Annotated in this window: 10 protein-coding genes; 6 read left to right on the forward strand and 4 right to left on the reverse strand. The window is 37.1% G+C overall.

What is annotated here, in order from left to right:
• Position 1: 1 nt before the first annotated feature.
• Positions 2-1474 carry a NarK family nitrate/nitrite MFS transporter gene (locus tag H4J50_RS12030; protein WP_182256689.1) on the reverse strand — a complete coding sequence of 491 codons (1473 nt, stop codon included), beginning with the start codon at positions 1472-1474 and terminating at the stop codon, positions 2-4.
• A gap of 947 nt (positions 1475-2421) precedes the next feature.
• Here H4J50_RS12030 and H4J50_RS12035 point away from each other — a divergent pair.
• The 4 genes from H4J50_RS12035 to H4J50_RS12050 all read left to right on the forward strand — a co-directional run bounded on the left by H4J50_RS12035 (position 2422) and on the right by H4J50_RS12050 (position 8217).
• Entirely contained in the window at positions 2422-3789 is a 1368-nt protein-coding gene (locus H4J50_RS12035) for an NAD(P)/FAD-dependent oxidoreductase (protein WP_182256691.1), read from the forward strand.
• 161 nt (positions 3790-3950) lie between these two features.
• On the forward strand, positions 3951-6671 hold the full coding sequence (locus H4J50_RS12040) for a nitrate reductase (protein ID WP_182256692.1): 2721 nt from the start codon (positions 3951-3953) through the stop codon (positions 6669-6671).
• Between the two features lie 260 nt (positions 6672-6931).
• Positions 6932-7930 (forward strand): YHYH protein, encoded by a 999-nt coding sequence (locus H4J50_RS12045; RefSeq protein ID WP_182256694.1) that lies wholly within the window; start codon positions 6932-6934, stop codon positions 7928-7930.
• Positions 7930-8217, forward strand: coding sequence for a hypothetical protein (locus H4J50_RS12050; protein WP_182256696.1), 288 nt, complete (start codon positions 7930-7932; stop codon positions 8215-8217). Before H4J50_RS12045 ends, H4J50_RS12050 begins: the two co-directional genes overlap by 1 nt.
• 214 nt (positions 8218-8431) lie before the next feature.
• On the opposite strand, the gene H4J50_RS12055 is transcribed toward H4J50_RS12050, so the two are convergent.
• Complete coding sequence (locus tag H4J50_RS12055) at positions 8432-9202, reverse strand: DUF4197 domain-containing protein (protein WP_182256698.1); 771 nt, start codon at positions 9200-9202, stop codon at positions 8432-8434.
• Between the two features lie 165 nt (positions 9203-9367).
• Complete coding sequence (locus H4J50_RS12060; RefSeq protein ID WP_182256700.1) at positions 9368-11314, reverse strand: AsmA family protein; 1947 nt, start codon at positions 11312-11314, stop codon at positions 9368-9370.
• Between the two features lie 287 nt (positions 11315-11601).
• On the opposite strand from H4J50_RS12060, the gene htpX reads away from it, so the two are divergent.
• Both htpX and H4J50_RS12070 read left to right on the forward strand, forming a co-directional pair.
• Complete coding sequence (gene htpX / locus H4J50_RS12065; RefSeq protein ID WP_108457016.1) at positions 11602-12474, forward strand: protease HtpX; 873 nt, start codon at positions 11602-11604, stop codon at positions 12472-12474.
• Between the two features lie 653 nt (positions 12475-13127).
• Positions 13128-13937 (forward strand): RMD1 family protein, encoded by an 810-nt coding sequence (locus H4J50_RS12070; RefSeq protein ID WP_220466187.1) that lies wholly within the window; start codon positions 13128-13130, stop codon positions 13935-13937.
• A 246-nt stretch (positions 13938-14183) separates the two neighbouring features.
• Here the strand turns inward: H4J50_RS12070 and H4J50_RS12075 are convergent, their stop codons facing one another.
• Positions 14184-14930 carry an ABC transporter substrate-binding protein gene (locus H4J50_RS12075; protein ID WP_182256702.1) on the reverse strand — a complete coding sequence of 249 codons (747 nt, stop codon included), beginning with the start codon at positions 14928-14930 and terminating at the stop codon, positions 14184-14186.
• Positions 14931-15111: the final 181 nt, after the last annotated feature.

Below are 15111 nucleotides of genomic sequence, written 5' to 3' on the forward strand. Positions count from 1 at the left end.
ATTAGTGACTGACATTAATTAATTCTACCGTACCATCTTCTCGTACTTCAGTAATAGTGCCTTTTGGCTCTTCCATAAAGAGTAAAGTCGCAAATCCGACCACAGCAGTAGCGGCTATCACCATAAAGAAGGTTGAATAATCAACCATGGTTAATACCGTTAAATACACCACCGCACCTACGTTACCATAAGCGCCTGTCATGCCGGCAATTTGACCCGTTAACCTACGTTTTATTAATGGCACTGCCGCAAATACTGCACCTTCACCTGCTTGAACGAAAAAAGAACAAGCCATTGCTGTGACTACCGCTAATGCTAAAGGCCATTCACCTGTGATTTCAGACATAGCAAAATAACCAATCGCTAAACCAGCGGTTAAAATTAATAAGGTTTTTTTACGGCCAAATTTATCAGATAACCAGCCGCCACCTGGGCGAGACATTAAATTCATAAAGGCATAAGTTGACGCTAACATGGCAGCATAAACCATACTTAACTCAAAAGTTTCAGCGAAAAATAACGGTAACATTGATACCACGGCTAACTCTGAACCGAATGTAGCAAAATAAAGAACGTTTAATACAGCGACTTGTCTGAATTTATAACGGTGAATTTCTTCTACTGGCTTTGAAAATAAATGACCGTTTACTTTTATGGTTTGTTTTACTTCAATGGCAAATAAAGCCACTAAACTCAGATAAGCCAATATGGCACTTTGTTCCGATAATAAACTTACGCCAGCCGGTGATAATTTCCAAGCAAGTAAGGCTAAAGCTGCGTACATTGGAACTTTCATAATTAATAACAAAAAGAAATCGCCAGTGGAGGTAACTTCCATTGCACCGGTTTGTTTAGGCTTAAAGTAGGTTGATCCTTTCGGAGTATCAGTTACGTTTTTATACCAAATAACACTGAAAATTAAACTTAATGCTCCGGTAAAGGCAACCGCGTATCTCCAGCCGTCTTCACCACCAAACGCTAATGCAAGTGTTGGCAAAGTCATCGCTGCTGCAGCCGAGCCAAAATTACCCCATCCACCATAAATACCTTCCGCCGTTCCTAATTCATTAGCTGGGAACCACTCAGATACCATACGAATACCGATAACAAAACCAGCACCAATAAAGCCTAATAAGAAGCGAGACAATGCGGCTTGTTCAAAGGAGCTTGCAAAAGCAAACATAAAACAAGGGATGCTACATACGGCAAGTAAAACAGCGAAAGTTAAACGAGGGCCGTATTTATCGGTCAACATGCCGATAATAACGCGCGCCGGGATGGTTAATGCGACGTTTAATAGCATTAAGGTTTTTATTTCAGCTTTCGATAATCCTAGCGAGTCAGCAATAACCGACACTAATGGTGCAAAATTGAACCAAACTGCGAAGGTAATAAAAAATGCTATCCAGCTCATATGTAAGGCTTTCATTTTTCCTTTAAATGAAAAAATATTAAGACTATCTTGACCGCTCATGCAACAACTCCTAAAAGTTAAAATTTGTTTTTTTTATTGTCCAGAGATGTATTTTCTCTGTTAATAATAAAAAAGGGTTTGTTATTTAATGTAAGCAGGTAGGCTTACTTTTATGTCAATAACGTTATTGAACACTGAGTAGCAAATGTAATGCCACTAAAGTATTCTTCTTTATGATGTTGTTTTAATTGATATTGATTTGTTTTTTATAATGGTTTTAAGTTGTGGTTTGGTTATTTATGCACGATACAATAACGTGCACGCACAGATTGAGTGCAGGAAGGTAATAAAAAACGTATGCACTGTGTATAAAAACTTTACACCATGGCCAGTTGAAAATAGATTAATTAATTAGCTTATCTACAGTGACATAAAGCTATAAATTTACTTATAAAAAAGTCGCATCAATTTCGTAAGAAAAAGTTAATTATATTCAGCGAAAAAACACGCAAAACTCGCTTTAATGTAAGGATTTACGCCTCATTTTGATTGGCGTTATATAGGGTGATATTTGAATGATGAAAGACTAGTTTTTTTATAATTAGAGGAAGCAGGCGTGAATTAGTCATACATAAGATGAATGTCAGCATGTCGGCATGTTGCAAGGTAAAGGATAATATACTCAAAGTAGCAGCGACCAAGCATTCAATTAAGTATTCAATTAAGCATTCAATTAAGGAGTTAAGTGAGTAGTACCATCGTTGATATAATATTGCATGCAAGCACCATATCGGTGCAAACACTGCTTTAAACTATCTGTTTTTTTTCATTCACTTTATTATACTTAACAATTAAATTCTTTGATAACAATGAAATAAAAGTAAATATCTTGCCTAAAGTCACATGGCACACTAACTGCAGTTATCCGTATAGATAACGTTAAGTAACGAGTTGAGTCACAGATTTATATTCGTTAATAACATAACTAGATATACGAGAGCAGTAAAATGGCTATTACCGAAATCCCAACAGCTGATAAGTTAATAACTAAACATGCTGAACCGGTGACTCAAATTAAACCATCAATGGTGATCATTGGTAACGGTATGGCGACTGGTCGGTTGTTAGACGAAATAATTAAGCGCACGCCTCACAAGTATCAAATTACGGTTATCGGTAAAGAGCACTTTGGTAGCTACAATCGTATTATGTTATCTGCAGTATTAGCCGGTGACGCCACGATTGACAGTATTATGCAAAAACCGCTGGCGTGGTACAAAGCGCATAATATTAATTTTTTAAGTGGTTGTGTTGTTACATATATAAATAAAGAAAAAAAGTACGTAGATTTAGCCTCTGATACGCAAATACATTACGACGAACTCATCATCGCTACAGGCTCACGTACTGCTAAAATCCCAGCTAAAAATCAAGAAATTGCTGGTATCTTCAATTTTCGAAATATTGCTGACACTGAAAAAATTCAAGCCTTTGCTAAACAAGCGGGAACAAGCTCGAAACAAGCTGTTGTGATTGGTGGTGGTTTATTAGGGCTAGAGGCGGCTTATGGCTTAGCGCTGAGTGGTGTGGAAGTAACGTTAATCCATCGTAATAAATGGCTGCTTAACCGACAGTTAGATAAAGTTGCAGGTGTTATGTTGCAAAGCATTATGGAACAAAAGAATATTAAGTTTGCTTTAGGTCATGAAGTGGCTGCTTTTGAAAATATAAAGGGGCAAAGTTCAACAACTCAACCTTTAGCTAATTCAGCTGAACAGACCGAAGAACTGTCTGGTGTTACGTTAACCAATGGTGAGTTTATTAGCGCGCAAATGGCCGTTATTGCTACGGGTATTACGCCGAACAAAGAATTAGCCGAGATCAGTAATATCGACTTCAATCGTGCCATATTAGTCAACGATTATATGCAAACCAGTGACACTTCAATTAGTGCTTTAGGTGAGTGTTGTGAACATAACCAAGCCACTTTTGGTTTAGTTGACCCTATTTGGGAGCAATGTATTACGCTTGCTGAGCGTTTATGTAACAACGTAGAAAAGCCATTTAAAAACGCACCTGTACCAACCAAATTGAAGGTGTCGGGTGTTCAGTTGTTTTCAGCGGGCGATGTTGAAGTATCCGACGATAGCCAATGTTTTACTTTATTAGATAAAAAAGCCCTTATTTACCGAAAAATTATCGTTAAACAAGGCCAAGTAAGTGGTGTTGTTTTATTTGGCGATGTTAGTTCTGGTATGGCTTACTTTACGTTAATGCAGCAAAAAGTGATCGTTACTCCTATGTTACCAGAGCTCTTAATTGGCGAAGAATTTGTCACCATTGTAGAAGATGAGAAGAAAGTCTGCATCGCTTAGTAATGCTAAGGCTTTACGCTCATCTGCATAGTTTTGGCTTTAGCTTAAAAATAGCAATCTCGATTTTTAAATCAATAAATAGCTTTTATCACATTTTACCAACTAACACTTTGCTAACGAAAAATAAGCGTTACAAAGGTTAGTTCAAGTATGAGAATTTCATGACCAACATTATTTTTACCGATAAACAGGCTCCGGCTTTAATAAGTAACCAAACCATCAGTAAAACCAATTGCCCATATTGTGGCGTGGGTTGTGGTATTGAAGCCACCGTTGAAAATAATAAAGTTATTGCGGTAAAAGGTAACGCCCTTCATCCAGCAAACTTAGGGCGATTATGTGTAAAAGGATCTTCTCTACATGAAACTCAAGGTATAGAAAATCGCATTTTAAGTCCTCGTGTTAACGGGGAGAATGTTAGTTGGGATGAAGCCACGTCTAAGGTTGCCAAGCACTTTCAAGATACAATAGCGCAATATGGTCCTGACTCTGTCGCTTTCTATTTATCAGGCCAACTGCTTACTGAAGATTATTATGTTGCTAATAAGCTAATGAAAGGCTTTATTGGCTCAGCTAATGTTGATACTAACTCTCGCTTATGTATGGCAACGGCAAGCACTGCTCACAAACGAGCTTTTGGCGAAGATGTTGTTGCTGGTTGTTATGATGACTTAAGCGCTGCTGAAGCTATTTTTATTATTGGTGCTAACCCAGCATACGCACACCCTATAGTTTATCAGCGCATGATTAAAGCAAGGGAAGAAAACCCAACACGCAAAATAGTCGTGATTGATCCACGTAAAACCGCTACAGCTAAAGATGCCGATTTATATTTAGCGATAAAACCTGGCAGCGATGCTTATTATTACAATGGTTTGTTAATGTACTTAGCCGAGCAAGGCAAGTTAGATAAAGATTATATCGCCGAGCATTGTCAAGGTTTCGAGCAAACCTTGCAAACGGCAAAAAGCCAGTTTGTAGATATTTCAGCCGTAGCAGTCGCTTGTGATATTGAGCTTTCTCTATTGCTTGAAAGCTATCAAATATTTGCCCAAACCGACAAGGTTGTAACATTTTTTTCGCAAGGAATTAACCAGTCTTCAACGGGTGTTGATAAAGGCAACACGATTATTAACTGCCATTTAGCAACAGGGAAAATAGGGCGAGAAGGCGCAGCTGCTTTCTCAATTACCGGGCAACCTAATGCTATGGGAGGGCGCGAAGTGGGCGGCTTATCAACTCAACTCGCTGCACATTTACATTTTGAAAACCCAAATGAAATAGACTTAGTAAAACGTTTTTGGCAATCCCCCAATATAGCTAGCAAACAAGGTCTAAAGGCAGTTGATTTATTTGACGCAGTAGATTCAGGGCAGATAAAAGCCATTTGGATCATGGCGACTAATCCAGTCGTCAGTATGCCTAATGCTAACCTTGTTAAGCGAGCATTAAAAAAATGCCCTATGGTAGTCGTGAGTGAATGTTATGAAAATACTGACACGTTAGATTATGCTGATGTAATTTTACCCGCGAGTACATGGGGCGAAAAACATGGCTCTGTAACAAACTCTGATCGCACTATTTCTGTGCATAAAAGCATGTTAAAAGCGCCTGGTGAAGCAAAAAATGATTGGCAAATAATTACAGACGTTGCACACAAATTGGGTTTTAAAGAGGCGTTTAATTATCAACATCCTGTCGATATATTTAGAGAGCATGCGGCATTATCTGGCTTTGAAAATAGTCATCCGTATGATGAAAATCGAGCTAAGAATGATATTTATCGCGTTTTTGATATTTCAGCCTTAGCCAATATTTCAGCATCTGATTATGAAAACTTTTTACCGACTAAGTGGCCGATTAATGCGGCGAACCCAAACGGGGTAAAACGTATATTCACTGATGGTGTTTTTGCGACAAAAAATGAAAAAGCGAATTTTGTTCCAATTATTGCTCAGCTACCTAAAATATTACCAGCTAGCCATCAAGTGGTGATGAATTCGGGTCGAATACGTGACCAATGGCACACTATGAACCGAACAGGTCGTGTCGCTAAATTAATGACCCATTCAAACGAGCCTTACATTGCCGTTAACGCAAATGACGCACAGCGTTTTCAATTAGCAGACAAACAACTTGCGGTACTCGCTAACTTAGGCGCTGAATATATTGGAAGAGTAAACATTACAGATGAACAGCGCACGGGTGAAATTTTTGTGCCTATTCATTGGAACGATAACTTTTCAGCTTCTGCGCGTGTTTCAGCACTCGTGAACCCGATTACAGATGAACTGTGCGGGCAGCCTGAGTTTAAACATAGCCCAGTTAGTATTAAACCGTTTAATGCCGTATGGTCAGGCTACTTAATTTCTGCACAAACGGTAAATTGTCCAACCAGTTACTGGAGTAAAATTCAGCTTGAGCAAGGGCATAAATATTTATTGTCTGATAAGCAGGAGTTGGGTAACGATGAGACTTTTTTAGCTAATTTATATCCGAAAATTGATGACTGGCTGGTATTAAAAGACGATCAAAAGAATGTATTACGCATTGCGGGCTTTATCGATAACCAACTGCATTGTTTTTTTGCTGCAAGCACTGATTTAAGCCTAAAATTTAATAGCCGATATATTGAAGGGCAATTACATAAAGCACTACCAATAAAAACTCGCTTTGAGTTAATGTCAGGTATTGATAGTGATGGCAAAGATGACGTGGGTGACATGATTTGTTCTTGTTTTCAGGTGGGTGAAAAAACGATACAAGAAGCAATTAAATCTGGGCATTGTAAATCGGTAACAAGTTTAGGTGAAAAGTTAAAATGTGGCACTAACTGTGGCTCATGCATTCCTGAGTTGAAAACATTTTTATTGAAAAACTGATCTTTCAACATCATTAAAATTAGCAAAGAGTAAGCTAGGATTATCAGCGTATCAGCGTTGTATGGCTTATTCTTATCAAAATTTGAGTGTACGGCTACATATTACTGATAACCACTACAATCTGCGTTTTAACAATAAACATAGCTGCATATACTGCCAAACAAAAAAACAATACATTTACTTAATTCTTACGCATTTCTTGCACATTTGTTTCTTATCATTACTAATATCATCATCAAAATAACAAATAGAGTATAAGTATGAATAAAGTAATAACCTTAGGTTTTCCTGTGTTAAGCCTGCTAATTTTTACTGGTTGTGGCGGTAGTAACTCAACGAACGAAGTCGTTGATGCTGTTGAAGTTGAAGTAGTAAGCGACACGAGTAATTACCCTGTTGATACCACAAAGTTTGACTTATCTTCATCGGGTTCAGTTACCGAAGTTGCTTGTACTTTGTCTAATGGTGAAGCCTCTACTTGTTATTCTATTACTGTGAATGGTTTTCCATCCGATAGAACGACCCTCGGACCATTTTGTCCTGAAACTACCAGTACTGAAGCGGCTAACGCTGGAAAGTGGTTTGATGATGGAGTTTTATATGATCTAACGGGTGAGTTTATTACGAATTTAGATTTGTTTTATGGTGATAGCAATTGGCAGTTATACAACGCCGAAACGGGTGAAGTTAACATTACCAATACGCAAATAGCCTGTGAAGCTGCAGCAAGACCAGATGTTGACGCTCAGTACAATAATTTTTGTGTGCAATGTGAAATTAGCTATTACAGTGATACTGAAGGTGAGGGAATATCGTCAACATTTTTAATTCCAACAACACCTGTAGCACGTTCACAAGCTGGCCAAGTTGGGCGAGATAGTGTTGGCGTAGCGTTCAACGGTGTTACTTTAGATGCCGCCGCACCAACAGAAGCTATATTGAGTGCTTATACTATTGCCGCATTTGACGATTGTGTTGGTCATGTTAACCCATTTGCTGGCTACCATTACCACGGAGCAAATCACGGAGAAGGTACTTGTCCTGCGATAGCATTTGAACCTGACGGCCATGGCGGTGCATTTGGTTATGCACTTGACGGTTACGCCATTCATAGCATGTTAGATGAAAACAACGCAGAAGAAGATGATTTAGATTCATGTCGAGGCCATACCGATGACGCGCGTGGCTACCATTATCATTCAGCTGGCCCAGGTGAAAACCTATTTATTGGCTGCTTTAGCGGTGAGACAGCACAATAATGAAGCACAATAAATTTTTAATAATTGCGGCAAGTTTAATGCTGCTGAGTAGCGTTGTTGCCAGCGCTCATGACTCTCATACTCATTCTGCGCCTTGGCAAGCTTGTGAAAGCAAGCAAAAGTCAGCGCAATGTTCATACACTAACGGTGAAAATGACCTATTCAAAGGCTCATGCCAAATGTTTAGTGAAACGTTAATGTGTGTTAGAAATCAACCGATTATTCACGCTGATGCGCAGGGTGAAAAGTCTGACAAGCTGGCTGATAAGTCAGTGGATAGTGAGTAAATTTATCTGCAATTTTATAGCTACTTGTATCTATATAATCCCTAAAGATAAGTTTTAATAAAAATAGAACCAAGGTGTGTATCCTAAGTTAATTTAAACTAGATACTCATTTGGTTCTTTTAGTTTATTTACTTACTCTAGTAAGTCATAGCTAGTAAGCCATGCCTAGTCAGTCATATCTAACTCAGATAAGCATTTATATATTCTAAAATTGTTATTTAGAAAACACTTTCTTAAGTAATTCGGTGGTTCTTTTTTCTGGATTTTCACGAATAGCCGCTTCTTCTTTGGCTAAATATTCAAATATGCCTGACAAGGCTTGGGTTTTAACTAACTCAATTAAGTCACTACTTATATCAGGAACAAAAGGTAGCGACTGATATTTTGAGATTATATTATCATATAGGGTTAATGCACCTACATTAGCTAGACTTTGCTTAATTATAGGGTCCATTGCGTTGGCAATTGGTGCTGACATTTGTTTTTTGAAATATTGCGTAGCAGCGTCATTTTCACCATTATAAATCGATTGTATATCGACTAGTGTTAAGTTATTTATCGCGTTTGATATTATCGGACCCGCGGCTGGAATGGCTTGCTCTGCCGCCTCATTTAACTTCGCTTCAAGTTCATCAGTCCAATGACCCATGCCGACTTTATCTAATATTTTCCCTGCGCTTGCTAATGCTGGCGGCAAATCAATATGTAAGTTTGGATTATCGGCAAAGGCACCACTTTTTTGTAAGGTATTTATTACTGATTCAGAGCCAACCGACAATGCCTGTTTAAGTGCCTTGGCTATTTGTTCGTCACTTAACGCTATCTGCGAGACCGTGTTTTCTCCTGAGAGTATTTTTTTTGCTTTTTCCCACCAACTATCTTGTGCTGTTGCTGGTGATATAAACAATATTGAACACAGAGCAATGGCAAAGTATTTAGCGTATTGTTTAATGTGCTGCTTAATGTGTTGTTTAGTGTTTTTCATTATAAATATTTCCAAGTTAAGTCCTAATATCACAGACGTTAAGTGAATTTATTTCCATTACATTAAAAGCTTAAAAATTTTCGACTTGTCAGTTGCCTTAAGCAATAGGAGATCAGCGATAACACAAGGTAAGTTATCGCTGATTATTTCTAACAAGCTAACTTATTATCCGAACAGTCCTTTTAACTTATCTTTAACTTTATCTTTTACCTTGTCTTTTAGTTTATCTTTAGCTCCTGAGCTCACATCAGGGCGTATTTTAATATCATGAAATGGCCCAGTGATTTTTATCGGTATAACAATACCTGAATCAGTGGCTTCTGCTGCTTGCCCTTGAGTTGACGCGACTACTTTTGATTTGATTTGCAGATTAACTTTTGTTTCAGGTAAATTTATATCACCGGTCCCTGATATTCTGATAAAAGGGTTATTCAAAGATAGGTTATCAGTAGTAGCAACACCATTAGTTAGTGTAAATTTACCCGTTAGGGCTGCAAAATCTGTTTTATCTGCGTTACTAAAATCACTGTCTAAACTAACTGCAGATAAGTTACCTTGCATAATATTGCTGGCGCTCTTGGCAATAGCCGCTAAATTTACCCCTTTAACAGCACCATCGATAAAACTAATATCTAGGTGACCATTAAGTTGTTTAATAAATTCACGTTGGCTTATACCTTGGGTTGAAAGATCCCAAGCTAATTGTCCTTTGCCGATAAGTTTGTCAAAGCCAGCCGCATCGGTAAGTAACGGCTCAGCATTAATATTGGCTAAATCAAATTTAGTGTTTATTTGATAAGGTTTTTTATTGGCGTTAAGTTTAATAACGCCACTGCCATTGCCTTCATAACCCTGAAAGCTTTTTAACTGCACATCAGCCACACCTTTGTTTAACACCAAGGCGAGCTCATTTTTACCAAGCTTAATATCTCTGATCAATAGCTGACTGGACTTAATTGAAATATTGGCATTTAGTGACCTTAATACGGATAAATCAAGCTCGGTATTATCCCAGACTATGGGCTGGCTAGCTTGGTCATCCGTTGGTGTTGTTTCAGTTTCTGAGCTAGGTTCAGGTAAATAAGGGTTAAGATCGAGTATGCCCAAGTCGATATTACTCGAAATGTTAAGCGGCTCAGATAAGGTAATTGCAGTAGAGCCTTTAAACTCTAATTCGTCTAAACTCACTATTAATTTATTAAGGGTGAGTTTATTGTTAACAAAGCCCATATTGGTACTCAAAGAAAATTTGTTAAAAGCTTCATCTTTAGCAACTAAAGCAATATTCTGCCAGTTTAATAACGCTTTAACCGAATCTCCTGAAATCGATAATTTACCATTTAACTCTTCGCCTTGATTTACCACTTCACCTTGATAATTTAATTTTACTAACGCCGATGTTAAGTTCAACTCGACGGTGAAAGGTTGGTTATTAATGGCTTTTGCCGGCGAGGTTATAATTGATTCAAGCTCAAGGGTTTGCGCCATGTACCTTACACTGCCTGACAAGTTTAGGGCTTGTCTTAAAGACGGCATAGTTATGGCTAAATCTAGCTGATCAATTATTTTTGTTTCTTTACTTTGGTGATCAATAAAGGTGAGCTTGCCACCATTAATTTCTACTTGACCCAGACTAATATCAAAACCGTCAGGCAAAGTAACAGACTTATCATTAGTCGGTGATTTTGTTGTATCGTTTTTAGCGTCATCGCTTGTATTAGCCAAGGTTGAAAACTGCCAATTAACTGAACCATCAGCATTTTTTTCTAAGAGAATATCGGGATCATTAATAACAAATTTTTCAATGGCTAATTCACCAGAAAACACTGAAAACCAAGGGATATGGATCAGTAATTCGTTAATGCTAGCCATATTTGGTTTAGAGCCACCTGCTACATTTGAAAATTGCACATCGTTTAGCACTAAAGTTAGCGAAGGAAATACACTTAAACTTTGTTCACCATTAACGGTTAACACTCTGCCTGTTGACTGTTCAACGTTAGTACTTACTTGGTTAACTATGTCCTCGGTTGATATTAATTGTGTGGCAACGACAATTAATAGAACAATGATTAACATAATGATAGCGAAGGATTTTAAGAATATATTCATAGCTGCTCTTAATTAACAAAAGTTATCTTCTACTATAGTAAATATGGAGATTAAATTCATTGATTTGACAAAAAATATGAATGAATGCTTTTTCTATCGTTAAATAATAAAAGCTATTGTTGATAATGGCGCTAACGTTCGTTTTCATTGGTTTTAATGCGGATAAATCCGCAGGCTTTAATATTGTAATGTAAAAAAACGTACACAAATAAACACAAAAAAAGTATTGATTAAATACCATTTAGACATATTATGTCATTGTTGCAATCAATTACTTGGAGTTAAACATGCAGCGTATAGTCTTATTCTTATTAACTAACTTAGCCATTATGGTTGTGCTAAGTATTACCATGAGCATTCTAATGTCAGTATTTGGCATTGATCGCCAAGGTATGGGCGGCTTGCTTGTTATGGCAAGTGTGTTTGGTTTTGGTGGCTCATTTATTTCATTGCTAATGTCGAAGTGGATGGCAAAGCGTTCAGTGGGGGCTTATGTCATTGAACAGCCGAAAAACAACACTGAAAAATGGTTACTTGAAACTGTTAAACGTTATGCCCAACAAGCTAAAATTGGCATGCCTGAAGTGGCTATTTTTGAATCACCCGATATGAATGCCTTCGCAACTGGCGCTAATAAGAACAATGCCTTAGTTGCCGTTAGCACAGGCTTACTAGCACATATGACACAAGAAGAAGCTGAAGCGGTTATTGGGCACGAAATTAGCCATGTGGCTAACGGTGACATGGTAACGCTTACCTTAGTACAAGGTGTGGTGAATACCTTCGTTATTTTCTTAGCACGCGTAATCGCAGGACTTATTGACAATGCCACTCGGAGCAATAATTCAAATGGTTCAGGCTTAGGAGGTTTTGCTTATTTCGGCATTGTTTTCGTGTTAGAAATGCTATTAGGCGTACTTGCCAGTACGATTGTTGCTTGGTTTTCTCGAAAAAGAGAATTCCGCGCGGATATTGGTGGCGCTAAATTAGCAGGCACTGGCGCAATGATCGGTGCTTTAGAGCGACTTAAACGCAGTCAAGAAAGTCATTTGGAAGGTTCTATGATGGCGTTTGGTATCAATACTAAATCATCATTTAGTCAATTATTTGCGACACATCCGCCATTAGATGATCGTATAAAAGCGTTGAAAGCTATGTAGAACTGTCGACCGTAAAAAGTAACTCATTGGTTAAAGTGGTTTACTTATATGCTTATTATACAAAAAGCGCTAACTTTGGTTAGGGCTTTTTTTATATCACGACGATAGGGAAAAAGAACGCTTTACCCTCGTTATTTCTTTTCAAATCTATATATTAAAGGCTAAAAATTGATCTAATGGTCAATCGCCATATATTTTTTAACGCCCACCTCGCAGTTTACGAATTAATTATTTGTTCTAATATTCCTTTTTTATTATAAGTAGTTGTAAATGCTATCGATTTGTCTTTTTAGATAACATGATTAAATGCATCAATATTTTTTGTTAAGTTGATTAAAAAATTGATATTGAACTTTGAAAATAAAAGCGCAGAATCAGCCGAATTTTTTACTTTGATGAGAGTTTCTCTTGTTGCTAGGTAAGGTAAATAAAGAAAAATTTAAGCAGCAGAACCTATTCTAACAATTGCATTTCTAAGTGAAACAATAAACGTTTCATAAATAAAAGGCTTGAAATTAAAGTTAGTTAGGAATGAAAAGTAGAATGAAAAATAATATAAAGGCAATTAATTGAGACAAGCTAATGTAGCTAGTCTTGAAAAATATTCATACAGTGATAACACCGAAATTTAATGAGTACCCATGGAACAAGTAATGAGAGATAACAACATCGAATTTAGTGATAATAAGTTATCTGTTTACAACTTTGGTGATGATTTTTCATCAGCGAATTCGAATATAAACAAACGTTTTTTTGAAGGTGGAACCCGTTATAGAGATGCAGTGCAAATAGTTGTAGCAACTGGAGAGTATTGGTTGTTTGATTATGGCGTAGTGGTATTTTGGGCGGTAGATAAAACTGCGCGCCAAGCTTTAATCAGCAGCCTAAAAAAAGACAATACAACACATTTTGAACAAATCGAAGAACATTTAAGTTTCACTTTTGCTAACGAATTAATGATAAAAAAAGATGTTATTTCGTTGCCAGACCATGATCCTTTAATGCGTTTAGCAATAAGCCATGCTTTAGCGCAATCGAGCAAGCTTATGGAGTACGAAGTTCAAGCGCAAAATTCGATAAAAAACTATTCACATATTCCAGAAGAGTTAGCTAAGTTTGGCAAAATATCTATCAGTCAGAAAGAAATCGCTAAAATTAGAGGGACGTTACTAAGCACGAAAAGCGACATTATTCTCCATTATGGTTTATTAGATACTCCCGATTTTTTTTGGGAATATCCTGAATATGAAGCCATTTATGAACGTATGGCTCGCTACATGGATATACGCCAGCGCGTAGATTTATTGTCTAAAAAACTTTCAACGATTAATGAGTTATTTGAGGTGCTAGCTGAAGAACAAAAACATCAACACTCTTCATTTTTAGAATGGATTATTATCGTATTGATCGGTATTGAAATTGTTTTCTTTCTTGTACAAGAATTCAAAAATTTAATGGCTTAACTTATCATAATACTAGCTTAGCTTAGCTTAGCTTAAACCGAGCTAGTATTGGTGATACATTGATTTATAACGCCTGAGACACTCCATTGGGCGTTTTATATTTTAGAGCCAAATGAAGATGTTGTTAAGTATATAAGTACCGAACTTTAAACTATTTTTATAGCACTATTTCAATCGGTAGGTTTCATCGATAAACCGGCTAACTTCAGCAGAGTCTGTAGTTTAATTTCTTAGTTTATCTTGAGCTTAGAACGCAGGCCTGTAGTGCTCAGGGTGTTTTATTCTAAAATCATTAATAACATGCTTAAATTCATTATTTGAATAAAGTTCTTGTGATAATTGTGTGAAATCTTTAGCTAAATGGGCAATTTTAGATTTTTTTGATAGAGCGATAAATAAGAATGAAGCATCATCTAAAGTGACTGTGATTTCTCTAATTTCATGATTATTAGGGGGGATATATTTATCTAAATCGTTAAAGTTAGTCGATATGACCACATCAACTTTCCCTGCTACTAAAACCCGAAAGGCAGCCGCCATATCATTAACATACACTTTTTCAAAAAAAGTATCAGGCGCATTGTCAAACTTTTCAAACTGCTTTATTTCTTTTAAAACCGCTATTTTTAAACCTTTAAGGTCAGCAAAGCCACTAATGGTTGGTCCGCCTTCTTTTACATAAAAAGATTTTTTATGTAATGAACTATAAACCAGTAAATGAGCGAAATTTCGGCGCTCAGGTGAGTCTAACAGACCCGACATAATATCCACTTTGCCTGCTTTTAACATACCTAAACAACGCCAAATGGTATTATTCTCAGTAAATAGTACTTTATAACCGAGTTTATTAAATAGATAAGTTGTTGCTGCAATGTTTTCGCCGATAGGTGTTTGGCCTGGCAATACTATTTGGTGAGGTGGAAAATGCGAAACACACATGGTAAGAGATTTATCTTCAGCACCATAAGCTATATCAATTTGTGCAATTGACAATATAAATATCAAAGCTGTGATGTACTTCGTTAACAATAGAGTGGCTCATTATTACGTGAACGTCTGGGGAAAGCACTTAGCTAAGCTTTATATTCCATGGGAGTAAAGAATTGATGTCAATTTTTGGCTTGCTCAATTGTTCAAGGCAATGCATGAGATAATCGAATGGTACTAGCCCGTT

The sequence above is a fragment of the Colwellia sp. 6M3 genome (genome assembly GCF_014077595.1).
In the GTDB taxonomy this organism is placed as follows: domain Bacteria; phylum Pseudomonadota; class Gammaproteobacteria; order Enterobacterales; family Alteromonadaceae; genus Cognaticolwellia.

What these genes read in the sequence shown, in the direction of transcription:
- H4J50_RS12030 (WP_182256689.1), bottom strand. Translation starts at nt 1,474, where the DNA reads ATGAGCGGTCAAGATAGTCTTAATATTTTTTCATTTAAAGGAAAAATG.
- H4J50_RS12035 (WP_182256691.1), top strand. Translation starts at nt 2,422, where the DNA reads ATGGCTATTACCGAAATCCCAACAGCTGATAAGTTAATAACTAAACAT.
- H4J50_RS12040 (WP_182256692.1), top strand. Translation starts at nt 3,951, where the DNA reads ATGACCAACATTATTTTTACCGATAAACAGGCTCCGGCTTTAATAAGT.
- H4J50_RS12045 (WP_182256694.1), top strand. Translation starts at nt 6,932, where the DNA reads ATGAATAAAGTAATAACCTTAGGTTTTCCTGTGTTAAGCCTGCTAATT.
- H4J50_RS12050 (WP_182256696.1), top strand. Translation starts at nt 7,930, where the DNA reads ATGAAGCACAATAAATTTTTAATAATTGCGGCAAGTTTAATGCTGCTG.
- H4J50_RS12055 (WP_182256698.1), bottom strand. Translation starts at nt 9,202, where the DNA reads ATGAAAAACACTAAACAACACATTAAGCAGCACATTAAACAATACGCT.
- H4J50_RS12060 (WP_182256700.1), bottom strand. Translation starts at nt 11,314, where the DNA reads ATGAATATATTCTTAAAATCCTTCGCTATCATTATGTTAATCATTGTT.
- htpX (WP_108457016.1), top strand. Translation starts at nt 11,602, where the DNA reads ATGCAGCGTATAGTCTTATTCTTATTAACTAACTTAGCCATTATGGTT.
- H4J50_RS12070 (WP_220466187.1), top strand. Translation starts at nt 13,128, where the DNA reads ATGAGAGATAACAACATCGAATTTAGTGATAATAAGTTATCTGTTTAC.